This window comes from Jejubacter calystegiae, assembly GCF_005671395.1.
GTDB lineage: Bacteria > Pseudomonadota > Gammaproteobacteria > Enterobacterales > Enterobacteriaceae > Jejubacter > Jejubacter calystegiae.
The window spans coordinates 2,028,306-2,043,854 of the sequence record NZ_CP040428.1; the positions used below are offsets into that span (position 1 = coordinate 2,028,306).

Annotated in this window: 12 protein-coding genes and 1 riboswitch; of the genes, 4 read left to right on the plus strand and 8 right to left on the minus strand. The window is 57.6% G+C overall.

Annotation, left to right across the window (positions count from 1 at the left end; genetic code table 11):
* Positions 1 to 144: 144 nt before the first annotated feature.
* Positions 145 to 1,023 (plus strand): arabinose operon transcriptional regulator AraC, encoded by an 879-nt coding sequence (gene araC, locus FEM41_RS09395; RefSeq protein ID WP_138095726.1) that lies wholly within the window; start codon positions 145 to 147, stop codon positions 1,021 to 1,023.
* 78 nt (positions 1,024 to 1,101) lie between these two features.
* Entirely contained in the window at positions 1,102 to 1,860 is a 759-nt protein-coding gene (locus FEM41_RS09400) for a DedA family protein (RefSeq protein ID WP_138095727.1), read from the plus strand.
* On the opposite strand, the gene thiQ is transcribed toward FEM41_RS09400, so the two are convergent.
* The 8 genes from thiQ to leuA all read right to left on the minus strand — a co-directional run bounded on the left by thiQ (position 1,829) and on the right by leuA (position 12,330).
* Positions 1,829 to 2,548, minus strand: coding sequence for a thiamine ABC transporter ATP-binding protein ThiQ (thiQ, locus tag FEM41_RS09405; RefSeq protein ID WP_138095728.1), 720 nt, complete (start codon positions 2,546 to 2,548; stop codon positions 1,829 to 1,831). The genes FEM41_RS09400 and thiQ overlap by 32 nt on opposite strands.
* A complete protein-coding gene (gene thiP / locus FEM41_RS09410) occupies positions 2,532 to 4,142 on the minus strand; it encodes a thiamine/thiamine pyrophosphate ABC transporter permease ThiP (protein WP_138095729.1) in 1,611 nt (536 codons plus the stop codon). Before thiP ends, thiQ begins: the two co-directional genes overlap by 17 nt.
* Entirely contained in the window at positions 4,118 to 5,101 is a 984-nt protein-coding gene (thiB, locus tag FEM41_RS09415; RefSeq protein WP_168198775.1) for a thiamine ABC transporter substrate binding subunit, read from the minus strand. The genes thiP and thiB overlap by 25 nt, the downstream gene beginning before the upstream one ends.
* Positions 5,102 to 5,131: 30 nt before the next feature.
* A riboswitch (TPP riboswitch) is annotated at positions 5,132 to 5,220 on the minus strand.
* Positions 5,221 to 5,750: 530 nt separating this feature from the next.
* The gene (gene sgrR / locus FEM41_RS09420; protein WP_138095730.1) at positions 5,751 to 7,409 is read right to left on the minus strand and encodes an HTH-type transcriptional regulator SgrR; all 1,659 of its coding nucleotides are present in this window, start codon (positions 7,407 to 7,409) and stop codon (positions 5,751 to 5,753) included.
* A gap of 233 nt (positions 7,410 to 7,642) precedes the next feature.
* Complete coding sequence (gene leuD / locus FEM41_RS09425; protein WP_138095731.1) at positions 7,643 to 8,248, minus strand: 3-isopropylmalate dehydratase small subunit; 606 nt, start codon at positions 8,246 to 8,248, stop codon at positions 7,643 to 7,645.
* A 12-nt stretch (positions 8,249 to 8,260) separates the two neighbouring features.
* A complete protein-coding gene (gene leuC, locus FEM41_RS09430; RefSeq protein ID WP_138095732.1) occupies positions 8,261 to 9,661 on the minus strand; it encodes a 3-isopropylmalate dehydratase large subunit in 1,401 nt (466 codons plus the stop codon).
* Positions 9,662 to 9,664: 3 nt separating this feature from the next.
* Positions 9,665 to 10,756, minus strand: coding sequence for a 3-isopropylmalate dehydrogenase (gene leuB, locus FEM41_RS09435; protein ID WP_138095733.1), 1,092 nt, complete (start codon positions 10,754 to 10,756; stop codon positions 9,665 to 9,667).
* A 2-nt stretch (positions 10,757 to 10,758) separates the two neighbouring features.
* Complete coding sequence (gene leuA, locus FEM41_RS09440) at positions 10,759 to 12,330, minus strand: 2-isopropylmalate synthase (RefSeq protein WP_138095734.1); 1,572 nt, start codon at positions 12,328 to 12,330, stop codon at positions 10,759 to 10,761.
* Between the two features lie 819 nt (positions 12,331 to 13,149).
* Here leuA and ilvI point away from each other — a divergent pair.
* Both ilvI and ilvN read left to right on the plus strand, forming a co-directional pair.
* Positions 13,150 to 14,877 (plus strand): acetolactate synthase 3 large subunit, encoded by a 1,728-nt coding sequence (gene ilvI, locus FEM41_RS09445; protein WP_138095735.1) that lies wholly within the window; start codon positions 13,150 to 13,152, stop codon positions 14,875 to 14,877.
* A 2-nt stretch (positions 14,878 to 14,879) separates the two neighbouring features.
* On the plus strand, positions 14,880 to 15,374 hold the full coding sequence (ilvN, locus tag FEM41_RS09450; protein WP_138099151.1) for an acetolactate synthase small subunit: 495 nt from the start codon (positions 14,880 to 14,882) through the stop codon (positions 15,372 to 15,374).
* Positions 15,375 to 15,549: the final 175 nt, after the last annotated feature.

Below are 15,549 nucleotides of genomic sequence, written 5' to 3' on the forward strand. Positions count from 1 at the left end.
GATGTTTGTCACATTTTTCCGTCGTGGCGCGGTTTCGCAGTCATTGGTATCCTCAGGATAAGCAACCCGGAACAGGGCCGGATGTGGCGGTGACAGGATATGGACAAATGGTTTCTTTTATGACCCCGTGGAGGGATGAGCCTGATGACAGAGACGCAAAATGATCCCCTGCTGCCCGGTTATTCGTTTAACGCCCATCTGGTGGCGGGATTAACGCCCATCGAGGCCAGCGGTCCGCTGGATTTCTTTATCGATCGTCCGCTGGGCATGAAGGGGTTTATCCTCAACCGTACCGTGCGCGGGGAGGGCATTATTAATAACCAGGGCCAGCAATTTATCTGCCGCACCGGCGATATGCTGTTGTTCCCGCCGGGGGAGGTTCACCACTACGGTCGCCATCCCGACAGCCCGGAATGGTATCACCAGTGGGTCTATTTCCGGCCTCGCGCCTACTGGCACGAGTGGCTGAACTGGCCCGCTATCTTCGCGAAAACCGGCTTTTTTCGTCCGGCCGAAGAGCACCAGCGCCACTTTTCACGACTGTTTCAACTGATTATCGATGCCGGTCATGGGGAGGGGCGCTACGCAGAGCTGCTGGCGATCAATCTGCTGGAGCAGCTGTTGCTGCGTCGTATGGATGCCCTGAGCGAATCCCAGAAGGCGCCGCTGGATAACCGGGTGCGCGATGCCTGTCAGTACATCACCGACCATCTGGCGGACAGCCGCTTTGATATCGCAAGCGTCGCGCAGCACGTCTGCCTGTCGCCGTCGCGCCTTTCTCATCTGTTTCGCCAGCAACTGGGGGTCAGCGTGCTGGGCTGGCGCGAGGATCAGCGCATCAGCCAGGCCAGGCTGTTGCTAAGCACCACGCGACTGCCGATTGCCAGCGTGGGTCGAAACGTCGGCTTTGAGGATCAGCTCTATTTTTCCCGGGTCTTTAAGAAGTGCACCGGGGCCAGTCCCAGCGAGTTTCGGGCCGGTTGCGAGCAGCTTAATCGCGATGAGTCGTTAAACCATGTTTGAACCGGTTACGTCGGGCAGCTTGACGCCCGACGGCCTCATCAGGAGAATCGAGCGACTGCGCCTTCAACCGGACACGCTATGGAAGATTTTCTGCAACACTTCGTTACCCACTACTCCCTGATCGCCGTCTGGTTGGTCGCTTTTCTTGAATCACTGGCGCTGGTGGGGCTGATTATGCCCGGCACTGTGGTAATGGCCGCGCTGGGGGCGCTGATCGGTAGTGGGCAGGTGAATTTCTACTCCGCATGGCTGGTGGGAACCGTTGGCTGCCTGCTGGCGGACTGGATCTCGTACTGGCTGGGCTGGCGCTTCCGGGGGCCGTTGCACCGCTGGTCATTTCTGAAAAAGCAGAAGTCATGGCTGGATAAAACTGAGCACGCCCTGCACCAGCACAGCATGTTCACCATTCTGCTGGGGCGTTTTATTGGGCCGACGCGGCCGCTGGTGCCAATGGTGGCCGGTATGCTGGAGCTGCCGGTACGCAAGTTTATCAGCCCCAATATCATTGGCTGCGTGCTCTGGCCGCCATTCTACTTCCTGCCCGGCATTCTGGCCGGCGCGGCCATTGATATCCCCGCCGGAATGGAAAGCGGCGCCTTTAAATGGTGGCTGCTGGCGGCGGCGCTGCTGCTGTGGCTGGCGGGGTGGCTGTGCTGGCGCTTGTGGCGTAGCGGTAAGGCGGCGAAGGATAAGCTAACGGCGTATCTGCCGCGTGGCCGACTGTTGTGGCTGGCGCCGCTTTGCGCGGCAGCGGCGATCGCCGTGACGTTGCGGGTGGCGCTCCACCCGCTGATGCCGGTTTATCTCAGGATCCTGGGTAAGGTGTTGGGGCTCTGATGCCAAGCGTGCGCGAGGCGCTGGCCTCGCCGCTTAATAACTGCGCCGTATCGCCGTCCCAGTAGATGCGGCCATCCACCACCACCAGGCTGCGAGGCGCTATCTGCGCGGCATCTTCCAGACTGTGCGATACCATCAGCAGGGTGAGCTGTCGGCTGCGGCAGATTTCATCCAGCAGGGCGAGCATCTCCTGGCGCAGAGCCGGATCGAGGGCGGAAAACGGCTCATCCAGCAGCAACAGAGGCTGCTGTCGGATAAGACAGCGCGCCAGGGCCGCCCGCTGGCGCTGGCCGCCGGAAAGCTCGCCAGGGCGCCTTTCCAGTAGCTCACCTATCGCCATCTGAGCGGCGATGCTCTCCACCTCTTTGCGCTGCTGCGCATTCAGCCGCAGGCCGGGATTCAGTCCCAGGCCGATGTTCTGGCGTACGCTGAGGTGCGGGAACAGATTGTGCTCCTGAAACAGCATCGAGACTGGTCGCTGGTCGGGCGCCGTATGGGTATGATCGGCGCCGTCAAGAACAATGCGGCCGCTGCCCGGCGTCAGAAAACCGGCAATCAGATTCAGAAGCGTGCTTTTTCCTGCGCCGCTGGGGCCGAGTATCGCCAGGCGCTCGCCGCGGGCGACCTGCAGGCTAAAGCGCATGGGCAGGTGATGATACAGCCAGGTTACATCAGTCAGTGTCAGCATGGCGCCCCGGTAATTTTTCCATCAGAGTGAACAGCGTCAGACAGAGCAGCAGGAGCAGTAGCGCGGTGACTGCGCCATCATCGCTACGGTAAGCGCCGATCTGCTGGTAGAGATAAAAAGGCAGTGTGCGGAAATCCTCATTGCCGAACAGCGCCACTACGCCAAAATCGCCAATCGACAGAACGCAGGCGAAGGCCAGCGCCTGGCCAAGAGGGCGCTTCAGGGCCCGTAGCTCGATAATCCTCAGACGGTGAATACCGCGGATGCCCAGCCCCTGACACAGCGGACCGTAGCGCTCAGCCAGATCGCGCATGGGATTTTCCAGCACTTTGAGGGCGTAAGGAATGGCCATCAGCGCATTGGTGAAGATAACGATAGCATCCGCTGATTCCGGCAGACCAACGGTGGCGTTAAGCAGCAGGAAGAAGCCGGTTGCCAGCACGATGCCTGGTATAGCGAGGATCAGCATGCCGCTCAGCTCCAGCGCCTGGCCCGCCAGCGGCTGCTTACGTAGCCTTAGCTCGCGGGAGCTCCAGAGCAGCATCAGGGTCAGTACGACACAAAGAAGACCAGCGGCGATGGCTATTCGCAGTGAAGTCCAGACTGCCTGCCATAGCGCGCTCTGCTGGAGCAGACGCGGCAGGTCGCCGCGCAGGCCATCCACCACAATCGCCAGCAGAGGCGGCAGCATCAACAGCAGGAGGAGTACGATCAGCAGCGAATCCAGCCCGCGAGAGAGCAGGGTGCTGTCGGGGGGGCGCCAGCCCGTCGCCATGGTGGCTCCACTGGGAATCGCTTTGCTAAAACGCTGGGCCAGCAGCATGAGCGCCAGGCAGCAGAATAGCTGAATAAGCGCCAGTAATGCCGCCCGGGCGGGATCGTAGTCATAGCTAAGGGCCTGGTAGATGGCCAGTTCGATGGTAGTGGCTTTTGGGCCGCCGCCCAGCGCCAGCACGGTGGCGAAGCTTGCGAAGCACAGCATAAAAATCAGGGCGGCGGTGGGGAAAATTTGACGTCGCAGCCAGGGCCATTCCACCAGACGGAACAGCGACCAGCCGCGTATCCCTAACTGAGCGGCAAGCCTGCGCTGTTCGCCGGGAATACTCTCCAGCGACTGGAGCAGCAGGCGGGTAGCCATCGGCAAATTAAAAAAGAGGTGCGCCAGCAGGATCCCCTGCAGGCCATAGGGCGAAAACGTCCAGTCGATGCCCAGCCACTGGCAGAGTTCGGCCAGCCAGCCCTGGCGGCCATAAACGGAAAGCAGGCCGAAAACCGCGACCAGCACCGGCAGCACCAGGGTCATGGCACAAAGCCGCAGCAGGAGCTGGCGCCCGGGAAAGCGGCGGCGCCACAGCGCCCGGGCCAGGGGAATGGCCGGGAGCACCGAGAACAATGCGGAAAGGAACGCCTGCCAGAAGGAAAAGCGCACCACGTGCCACAGATAGCTGTCCTGGAGCAGGGTACGGGGCGCGATGCCCGGTGCGCTGAACCACAGGGCGCCAAAGGCGGCCAGCGCCACGCCGAGCATCAATCCAGCGGCGAGCAGGCCAGGCCACAGCCAGCCGGGAATTAGCGGCTGAGGGCGCGCTGCCATTCACCGATCCAGGCGGCGCGCTGCTGGGCGACCTGTTGGGGGGTAAACTGTAACGTCTTTTGAGGTCGGGTCAGGCTGTTAAAGCCTTCAGGCAGAGCGACCTGGCTTACCGGATACATCCAGTTGCCGGTGGGAATGGTCTGCTGGAATTCCTTTGATACTACAAACTGCATAAACTTTTGGGCCAGCTCCGGCTGTTTGCTGCTTTTCAAACGGGCTGCGACCTCTACCTGCATATAGTGGCCTTCGCTAAAGTCGGCGGCGGCGTAGTTATCTTTGTGCTCTTCAATAAGTGAATAGGCCGGAGAGGTGGTGTAGCTGAGTACCAGATCCCCTTCACCTTTCAGAAACAGCCCCCAGGATTCGCTCCATCCCCGGGTCACGGTCACTGTCTTACTGGCCAGCTTCTGCCAGGCTTCGGGGGCCTGGTCGCCATAGACCTGCTTCATCCACAGCAGCATGCCCAGTCCGGGGGTACTGGTTCGGGGATCCTGATAGATAACGCGCCATTTCCTGTCGTTTTCCACCAGTTCTTTCAGGCTCTTAGGGGGATTCTTCAGGCGGTTTTTATCGTATACGAAAGCGAACCAGCCGTAGTCATAAGGGACGAAGGTCTCGTTTTGCCAGCCGCCCGGCAGAGTCAGGTGACGGGTATCCACGTCGCTTTTGGCGAACAGGCCACTTTGGGTTGCCGCCTCCAGCAGGTTGTTATCCAGCCCCAGCACCACATCCGCTTTGCTGTTTTTCCCTTCCATTCGCAGGCGGTTTAGCAGGGCGACGCCGTCTTCCAGCGCGACAAATTTAAGCTGGCAGTCGCAGTCGGCCTCGAAGGCCTTTTTAATGGCAGGGCCCGGGCCCCAGTCGGCGGCGAAAGAGTCATAGGTATAGACGGTGAGCTGCGGACCCGCGAAGGCGGGCAGGGCGACCAGCGTCAGCAGCACAGGCAGTTTGTTCAGCACTTTGCACTCCAGTATTGGGTGGCAAAGGATTTTGGGCGTGGCCTCAAATCCCTCCGCCGGTGTTATCCGGATCAGGTTCGACGGGTATCTCTCAGCTCGTGGCACCCCGTTGAGAATGGCCCACATTGTAATGAGTTAACGGGAGTAGCGAAAGGCGCGTGGGGGATTAAGGAAACCGCCCCTTACGGGGCGGCTACCGGGCTTACCTGCCTGGTACGACAATCGTCACTGAAAATGCGTTATGGGAGATATTCCATCCCCCATTTCCGGATGACAGCAGTGCACCAGAAACAACGATGACAATACAAAAGTACCGTTTCATTGTGCGGTCCTGACTATAGACCGCTTCACGACGTCACCGCCGGAAATATCGCCGTGAGTGCAAGCACCTTGGGTGTGCTTGCGTATACGGCCATTGGACATCCTTTTCCAGGTCCGGCGCCCGCTTGCTTAAGACGGTGAAAAGGCCCGACTGAATGGTACATCTCAAAGCCTCGAACAGATACTTGACTTTAGCGAAAAAGCGGCACAGTATGCAAAAACTTGGGTGTGCTTGCGTAACACTGGACACACAACCCTGTTGGAAGGGCCGCTTACCTGACCAGCACAAAAAAACCGCCGCCATGGCGGTTTTTTTGTGCCCGAAAACTTAAGCATCCGGCGGCGCGAACCAGGCGGATTTAAAGTCGAACCAGCCCAGGGTGTTCATCCGCAGACCACGCATACTGCGCTGGCCCTGGAGCATCAGCCAGTGGTGAATAAGCGGCTGGATCTCAAGGCTGGCAAGGCGCTGGCGGCACCATTCGGCCAGATCCAGTTCGCCAGCCCGCCAGCGGCGCGCATCTTCATGCCAGTCGCCGGGAATGCAGCGCTGGAGCAGCGGTACTTCGTACAGATGGGCAAACAGTGAAAACTCCAGCGGCAGGGTAAAATTGGCGCTGTTCAGCCAGATATCGCTGATATCGTCTCCTTTATGCCACTGGTCGTAGTCCACCTCTTTAACGATCAAACTCACTCCGCATTCGGCCAGCAACTGGTGAATAATACCGCCCAGAATCTGATGTTCGGCATGGTCGCGGTAGAAGGTCAGGGTGAGAGTATCAAGGTCAGCCGGTTTCTCGACGACCTCTGGCGGTTGGGCGTGGTGCCAGCGTGGTAGCAGCCCCCAGGCCGGGAACCAGTAACGCTGATATTGTTCACCGGCCCGGTAAATGAGACTGACAGGCGAGAGAATATGGTTCAGCCAGAGTTTAATGTCATCGCGACAACCGAGTGCCGAGCGGGCGTCGAACAAAATATAGTAGCACCCCTCTTCCAGTCGGCTCTCCACTGCTTTTTCGCTGTCGCCGCTGCCTTCCAGCTGTACTCCGCAGCTGAGATCCTCGCTAATTTCCGGCAATACCCAGAAATTCACTTCGTCGATGAGCGCCCGGTAACCGAAATAGTCATCGAAGGCATGGATTTTCAGCTGGTTATTGGTATTGCGCTCTACCGCATAGGGGCCGCTTCCCACCGGCTGGCGGGCGAAGTCTGGCATCTTGCGCCATTCCCTGGGCAGTACCATGGCGGCGGAATTGCCCATCAGCCAGGGGAGCCAGCGATCGGGCTGGTTAAGGTGGATATCGAGCGTCCAGGCGGTAGGGGAGTCGATACCCACAATATGAGCGTAAAGCGGTGTGGGATTGATGCGTTGCAGCGTGTCGATAACGTCCTGCATATCCAGTTCGCGGCCGTGATGAAAATGAATGCCGGGACGCAGGTAGAAACGCCAGTGCAGCGGCGAAAGTTGTTGCCAGTGGTGGGCGATATCCGCTTCGGCTTCCCCGTTTTCCTCATTTATGCGCGTCAGGCCGCTAAAAATTTGCCGCACCACGTGGCTTTCTGAACGGCGCAGTGCGGTTCCGGGCAGAAGATTTAACAGCGGGCGATAGTAGAGCACCCGTAAAATATGGCGCCCCTGGCGGAAACTGCGGCCCAGATGGGAGACGATCATCTGGCGTACCGTCTGACGATCGCCCACCAGTTGAAGCAGTTGTTCGATGCGATCCTGTTCCAGTAGATCTTCGGCCCGCTGCTGCTGGAGCGTCAGCCCGGTGTAGATAAAGGTGAGTCGGGAGCGCCTTCCCCGGCCGGCTTCCGCCTGCCAGGTGAGCCACCCTTTCTCTTGCATGGCGTTAAGCAGGGTGCGCATATGGCGGCGTGAACAGCTCAGCATCCGGGCAAGATCGTTGAGCGTGGTCTCCTGGGATTTGCCGTCGCAGCACTGCCACAGGCGGATAAACTGTTGTTGCAGGCGAGAGGAAGGCATAAAAGGGGAACTCCATGACAGAAAGTCATCAATTTTAGTTTCCCTATATTAGGCGAATAATGGTGTCAGATGAAAGCGAGGCGCGTTGACGAATTTGCAGACGATGCGGCGTAGCAGACATCATGTGTGACTGAGTATTGGTGCGAATATCACCGGCCGACGGTTTGTTACCGTCGGCTTTTTTATGGGCGGAATTCGCAAATAAAAACCCCTCCGGGCGGAGGGGCTGTCGATTAACGGGCGAAGGCGGGCTGCCTCTGTTCCCAGGTCGAGATAGCCTCTTCGTGCTGCAGCGTCAGGCCAATGCTGTCCAGGCCATTCATCATGCAGTGGCGGCGGAAGGTGTCGATAGTGAAGGGATACTCTTTATCACCGGCGATAACCTTTTCACCTTCCAGATCTACCGTGAACTTAATGCCCGGCTGGCTTTGAACCAGTTGGAACAGTTCATCTACCTGCTGTTCATTCAGGGTGACCGGCAGCAGTTGGTTATTAAAGCTGTTGCCGTAAAAAATGTCGGCGAAGCTCGGTGCAATTACCACCTTAAAGCCGTAGTCGGTCAGGGCCCAGGGAGCATGTTCACGGGATGATCCGCAGCCAAAGTTTTCACGTGCCAGCAGGATTGAAGCCCCCTGATACTGCGGATAGTTCAGCACAAATTCCGGATTGGGCTGCTCGCCTTTATCGTCCAGAAAACGCCAGTCGTTAAACAGATGGGCGCCAAAGCCGGTACGGGTCACCTTCTGCAGAAACTGCTTCGGGATGATCGCATCGGTATCGACGTTTGCGGCGTCCAGTGGGGCGACCAGGCCGGTATGTTGGATAAATTTCTCTGCCATGGTGTGCCTCCTTTATTTAATGTCGCGAATATCGGCGAAACGGCCGGTGATAGCGGCAGCGGCAGCCATCGCCGGGCTCACCAGATGGGTGCGTCCGCCGCGTCCCTGACGCCCTTCGAAGTTACGGTTGCTGGTGGATGCGCAACGTTCACCAGGATTCAGACGATCGTTGTTCATTGCAAGGCACATGGAACAGCCTGGCAGGCGCCATTCAAAACCGGCCTCGAGGAAGATCTTATCCAGTCCTTCTTCTTCGGCCTGAGCCTTAACCGGGCCGGAGCCAGGAACCACCATCGCCAGCACGCCTGGTGCGACCTTGCGCCCTTTAGCGATGGCGGCGGCGGCACGCAGATCCTCGATACGTGAGTTGGTGCAGGAGCCGATAAAGACCTTGTCGATAGCGACATCGGTCAGCGGAACACCCGGCTGCAGCCCCATATAGGCCAGCGCTTTCTCGGCGGAGGCGCGCTCTACCGGATCGGCGAACGAGGCCGGATTCGGCACCGCATCGGTGACGGAAATCACCTGACCCGGGTTAGTTCCCCAGGTGACCTGCGGGGCAATCTCTTCGGCGTTCAGTGTGACGACGGTATCGAAGACCGCGCCTTCATCGCTCTTCAGGGTCTTCCAGTATGCGACGGCTTCGTCCCATTCTGAGTCTTTCGGCGCGTGGCGGCGGCCTTTCACATAGTTAAAGGTCGTTTCATCCGGCGCGACCAGACCTGCTTTGGCGCCCATTTCGATCGCCATGTTGCACAGGGTCATTCGCCCTTCCATGCTCAGTGCTTCAATGGCTGGACCGCAGAATTCAACCACGTGGCCGGTGCCGCCCGCACTACCGGTCTTGCCGATAATGGCCAGTACAATATCTTTCGCGGTGATACCAGGCGCGGCCTTGCCGGTGACTTCGATCTTCATGGTTTTGGCCCGACCCTGCTTCAGGGTTTGGGTCGCCAGCACGTGCTCGACTTCCGAGGTACCGATACCGAAAGCCAGGGCGCCGAAAGCGCCATGGGTGGCGGTGTGGGAGTCGCCGCAGACAATGGTCATGCCGGGCAGGGTGATGCCCTGCTCGGGCCCCATAACGTGAACGATCCCCTGCCAGGGATGGTTCAGATCGTACAGCTCTACGCTGAATTCATCGCAGTTCTTAATCAGCGCCTGCATCTGAATACGCGCCATCTCGCCCGAAGCGTTGATGTCTTTAGTCTCGGTAGAGACGTTGTGATCCATAGTGGCGAAGGTTTTTTCAGGCCTACGCACTTTGCGGTTGTGGGCCCGCAGGCCGTCGAAGGCCTGGGGAGAGGTAACCTCATGCACCAGATGACGATCGATATAGATCAGCGGCGTTTCGTTCGGCGCTTCGCGCACGACGTGGGCGTCAAACAGCTTCTGATATAAGGTTTTGGCCATGATTTATACCCCTTCTGCCACATAGCGGGCGATGATATCGCCCATCTCATCGGTACTGACTGCCTGACCGCCCTGGGCCAGATCGCTGGTGCGGATACCTTCTTCCAGTGCGCGATTGGCGGCGCGTTCGATAGCCTCAGCGGCTTCACCGGCATCCAGGCTGTAGCGCAGCAGTAGCGCCAGCGACAGGATCTGGGCGATGGGATTGGCGATATTTTTGCCTGCGATGTCCGGCGCAGAGCCGCCCGCGGGCTCATAAAGACCAAAGCCCTGCTCGTTCAGGCTGGCGGAGGGCAGCATGCCCATCGAGCCGGTGATCATGGCGCATTCGTCGGAAAGAATGTCGCCAAACAGGTTTGAGCACAGCACCACGTCGAACTGAGACGGATCCTTAATCATCTGCATGGTGGCGTTGTCGATGTACATATGGCTCAGCTCGACATCGGGATACTGTTTGCCGATTTCGCTAACGATTTCACGCCACATCACCGAGCTTTGCAGCACATTGGCTTTATCAATGGAGGTCACCTTGTGGCGACGCTTGCGTGCCGATTCAAAGGCGATGCGGGCGATGCGTTCGATCTCGAAGCGGTGATACACCTCGGTGTCGAACGCTTTTTCATACATGCCGCTGCCTTCACGCCCTTTCGGCTGACCAAAGTAGATACCGCCGGTCAGTTCACGGACGCACAGAATGTCAAAGCCGCGTTCTGCAATGTCGGCCCGCAGCGGACAGAAACTTTCCAACCCCTGCCACAGGCGGGCCGGGCGCAGGTTGCTGAACAGCTTAAAGTGTTTACGCAGCGGCAGCAGCGCGCCGCGCTCAGGCTGTTCGTTCGGGGGCAGGTGTTCCCATTTAGGGCCGCCGACCGACCCGAACAGTACGGCATCCGCCTGTTCACAGCCTTCCACGGTAGCGGTCGGCAGCGGGGTTCCGTGACGATCGATGGCGATACCACCCACGTCGTATTCACTGGTGGTAATACGCATATCGAAGCGCTTGCGTACCGCATCCAGTACTTTCAGCGCCTGGGCCATCACTTCCGGGCCGATCCCATCGCCCGGTAATACTGCAATATGGGTGTTTCTGGACATGTTCACACGGTTTCCTGATTCTGTTTTTTAGTCTGAGCTTTGCGTTGTAATTCTTTTTCCACTTCGGCAGCGCGCCAGATATTGTTCAGCACGTTAACCATGGCCTGAGCGGAAGATTCTACGATGTCGGTTGCCAGCCCTACGCCGTGGAAGCGACGGCCGTTATAACGGGCGACCACATTAACCTGGCCCAGCGCGTTTTCGCCGTGGCCTTTGGCGCTGAGCTGATAATTCACCAGCTCAATGGCGTAACCGGTAATGCGGTTAATGGCCTGGTAGACGGCATCGACCGGACCATTCCCGGTGGCGGCTTCCGATTTAATGTCGTCGCCGCAGGCTAATTTCACTGAAGCGGTTGGCATGGTGTTAGAGCCGGACTGAACGGTGAAGTAGTCCAGACGATAATGCTCCGGCTCTTCCTGCTGTTTATTAATAAAAGCGAGGGCTTCCAGGTCGTAGTCGAACACCTGGCCCTTTTTATCGGCCAGCTTCAGGAAGGCGTCGTACAGCTCGTCCATGTTGTAATCGCTTTCCTGGTAGCCCATTTCGTCCATACGATGCTTCACTGCGGCGCGGCCGGAGCGTGAGGTCAGGTTCAGCTGCACCTGGTTCAGACCGATGGATTCCGGGGTCATGATTTCGTAGTTTTCGCGATTCTTCAGTACGCCATCCTGGTGGATGCCGGAAGAGTGGGCAAAGGCGTTGGTTCCCACTACCGCTTTGTTGGCCGGAATCGGCATATTGCAGATCTGACTGACGGTCTGGCTGGTACGCCAGATTTCATGGTGGTTGATATTGGTGCGCAGGTTCATCATTTTGCTGCGCACCTTGATGGCCATGATCACCTCTTCCAGCGCGCAGTTTCCGGCTCGCTCGCCCAGACCGTTCATAGCGCCTTCGACCTGACGGGCGCCGGCTTCAACGGCGGCGATGGCGTTACCGACCGCCATGCCCAGGTCGTCATGGGTATGGACTGAGATAATCGCTTTATCGATGTTTGGCACGCTGTTACGCACTGATGCGATGATGTTGCTGTATTCGGCTGGCGTGGTGTAACCCACGGTATCCGGCAGGTTGACGGTGGTGGCGCCGGCATTGATAACGGCTTCCAGCACCCGGGCCAGATCCGCCACCGGCGTACGACCGGCATCTTCGCAGGAGAATTCGACATCGTCGGTATAGTTACGGGCGCGCTTCACCATATACACGGCGCGTTCAATGACTTCATCCAGCGTACTACGCAGTTTGGTGGCGATATGCATGGGTGAAGTGGCGATAAAGGTGTGAATCCGGAAGGCTTCGGCAACGCGCAGCGACTCGGCGGCGACGTCGATGTCTTTTTCCACGCAGCGGGCCAGGGCGCAGACGCGGCTGTTTTTGACCTGACGGGCAATGGTCTGTACCGACTCGAAGTCGCCAGGGGAAGAGACCGGGAACCCCACTTCCATCACGTCGATACCCATACGCTCCAGCGCCAGGGCGATTTGCAGCTTCTCTTTCACACTCAGGCTTGCCTGCAACGCCTGTTCACCATCGCGTAAAGTAGTATCAAAAATAATGACTTGTTGGCTCATGGGTTCGGTCCTTTGTTTTATCAGGCGCCCTGCTTCGAGCATAAAAAAACCCGCGCAGTGGCGCGGGTTTTTGTTTGTCTGGTGAGTCGGATTAATGTTTACCGCTACCCGCCAGCCTACCGCGCACAGTGAAGGCGTTTAGTAGTAGAGCCAGAGAGTGGTGAGCGATAAAAATCATTAAGTCCGCCTCATCAAAATTAAGTATGTATTAGTGGTACGTTATCTGGCTTGCGGAGTCAACCCCTCGAAATGATTCATATTGCAGGACCAGCCAATGACTGTATTGGTAAAACCAGGTGGATAAACTGCTTATCCAATAAGAGATGGAATGAATGACTGCTTAATAGCGATATTTCTGCTGGTTTTTTTGGTAAATGAGGCCACTGAAAGTTTGCATTAATTTCACGAACAGGCGAAATTTTTTCGGGGCGCGGCGGTGCGAAGCTGTGTTCATCTGACTGAATGCCCCATTGAAAGGGGCCTGCCTGAGGGGCGTGTCAGTGAGCCGGTAGCCACTCGTCCGTAGTGCTTTGAATTAGATTTTATTCTGATAAATTCCTCTTTATATGGTTTTTTATTTGTATGTATCACGTTGAAGTGGTTATTTTGGCTGTATGTTGCAGTTGATTTAGTGAATGGCAAAAAAAAGGCGGCGGGAGATGAGCCGTTAACGCATTGCCTGCCCGATTTTCAGAGGTTATGTTAGAAAAATGCTTTCCTTAATATCCTAAAAACGGGCGAGGGTACTCACCCGCGCCGTGACTGTATGGAAATGAGTTCCGTAGTCAGTCGCTAAACAAAAAAGCCTGGAGGCAAACCATGGAGATGTTGTCAGGAGCCGAGATGGTTGTCCGATCGTTGATCGATCAGGGCGTTAAACAGGTATTCGGCTATCCCGGAGGCGCGGTGCTCGATATCTACGATGCGCTGCACACCGTTGGGGGAATCGATCACGTGCTGGTTCGTCACGAGCAGGCGGCTGTCCATATGGCAGACGGTCTGGCTCGTGCTACCGGCGAAGTGGGTGTGGTGCTGGTCACGTCCGGTCCCGGTGCGACCAATGCCATCACCGGCATTGCGACCGCCTATATGGATTCCATTCCCATGGTAGTGCTTTCCGGGCAGGTGGCAACGTCGCTCATCGGCTACGATGCATTCCAGGAGTGCGATATGGTGGGTATCTCCCGCCCGGTGGTGAAGCATAGTTTTCTGGTGAAACAGACCGAAGATATTCCCGGCGTGCTGAAGAAGGCGTTCTGGCTGGCGGCCAGCGGCCGTCCCGGACCTGTTGTGGTCGACCTGCCGAAAGATATCCTGAATCCCGCCAATAAGCTGCCCTATGTCTGGCCGGAGACGGTCAGCATGCGTTCCTATAACCCGACGACTCAGGGACATCGGGGGCAAATTAAGCGGGCCCTGAATACCCTGACGGCGGCAAAACGCCCGGTGTTTTACGTGGGTGGCGGCGCGATTAATTCCGGCTGTGATAAAGAGTTATTGCAGCTGGCGGAAGCGCTGAATGCACCGGTCGTCTCTTCGCTGATGGGGCTGGGAGCTTTCCCGGGTACCCATCCTCAGGCGTTGGGCATGCTGGGTATGCATGGCACCTATGAAGCCAATATGGCGATGCATAATGCTTCGCTGATCTTCGCGGTTGGCGTGCGTTTCGACGATCGTACCACCAATAATCTGGCCAAATATTGCCCGAATGCCGCGGTGCTGCACATTGACGTTGATCCCACGTCGATCTCCAAAACGGTGGAGGCAGATGTGCCGATCGTCGGCGATGCCCGCCAGGTCCTCCGACAGATGCTGGAACTGCTGGATCAGGAAGCGCCGGCGGAACGACCGCTGGATGAGATCCGTGACTGGTGGCAGCAGATCGAGCAGTGGCGTGCCCGTAAGTGCCTTAGCTATCAGCAGGATAGTGAAACGATCAAACCGCAGGCAGCCATCGAGACAATCTATCGCCTGACGGAAGGAAATGCCATCGTGACCTCGGACGTCGGTCAGCACCAGATGTTCGCCGCGCTTTATTACACCTTTGATAAGCCGCGTCGTTGGATTAATTCCGGCGGTCTGGGCACCATGGGCTTCGGCCTGCCAGCAGCGCTGGGCGTTAAACTGGCGCTTCCGGAAGAGACGGTGGTCTGCGTTACCGGCGACGGCAGCATTCAGATGAACATTCAGGAGCTCTCGACGGCATTACAGTACAATCTGCCGGTGCTGGTGCTGAATCTGAATAACCGCTTCCTCGGCATGGTGAAGCAGTGGCAGGATATGATCTATTCAGGTCGTCATTCCCAGTCCTATATGGAATCGTTGCCGGATTTCGCTCGTCTGGCAGAGGCATATGGCCATGTGGGGATACGTATCACCCAGCCTCAGGAGCTGGAAAGTAAGCTGAGCGAGGCGCTGGCACAAGTGAAAAGCGGTCGTCTGGTGTTCGTGGATGTCACCGTGGACGGTAGTGAACACGTCTACCCGATGCAGATCCGCGGTGGGGGAATGGATGAAATGTGGCTGAGCAAAACGGAGAGAACCTGATTATGCGCCGGATATTATCTGTATTACTGGAAAACGAATCGGGTGCGTTGTCGCGCGTTGTTGGGCTGTTTTCTCAGCGAGGCTACAACATTGAAAGCCTGACGGTGGCACCCACCGACGATCCCACCCTGTCGCGCATGACGATCCAGACCGTGGGCGACGAGAAGATTATCGAGCAGATCGAAAAGCAACTGCACAAGCTGGTAGATGTTCTCCGGGTCAGTGAACTGGGACAGGGTTCCCACGTTGAGCGCGAGATGATGCTGGTGAAGGTGCAGGCCAGCGGATACGGCCGTGAAGAGGTCAAACGCAGCGCGGAGATCTTCCGTGGTCAGATTATCGATGTCACGCCGTCGCTCTATACTGTGCAACTGGCGGGAACCAGCGATAAGCTGGATGCCTTCCTGGCCGCCATTCGCGATGTCGCTAACATTGTGGAAATTGCCCGCTCCGGCGTGGTGGGGCTGTCACGCGGCGACAAGATTATGCGCCAGTGAGGAGACGCGGCTCACAAGCCCGGCATTCATGCCGGGTTTTTTTTGGCAAAATCGGAGTCGGGCTGATTTAAAAGCGGTTGCTCCGGTTATTATTCTGCGCTTAGATGTTAAAAGATGTAACCTCGGGGTCTTCGCGCCAGTGGTGCGAAAGTGGGCTGCAGGGCTGAGGCTACGG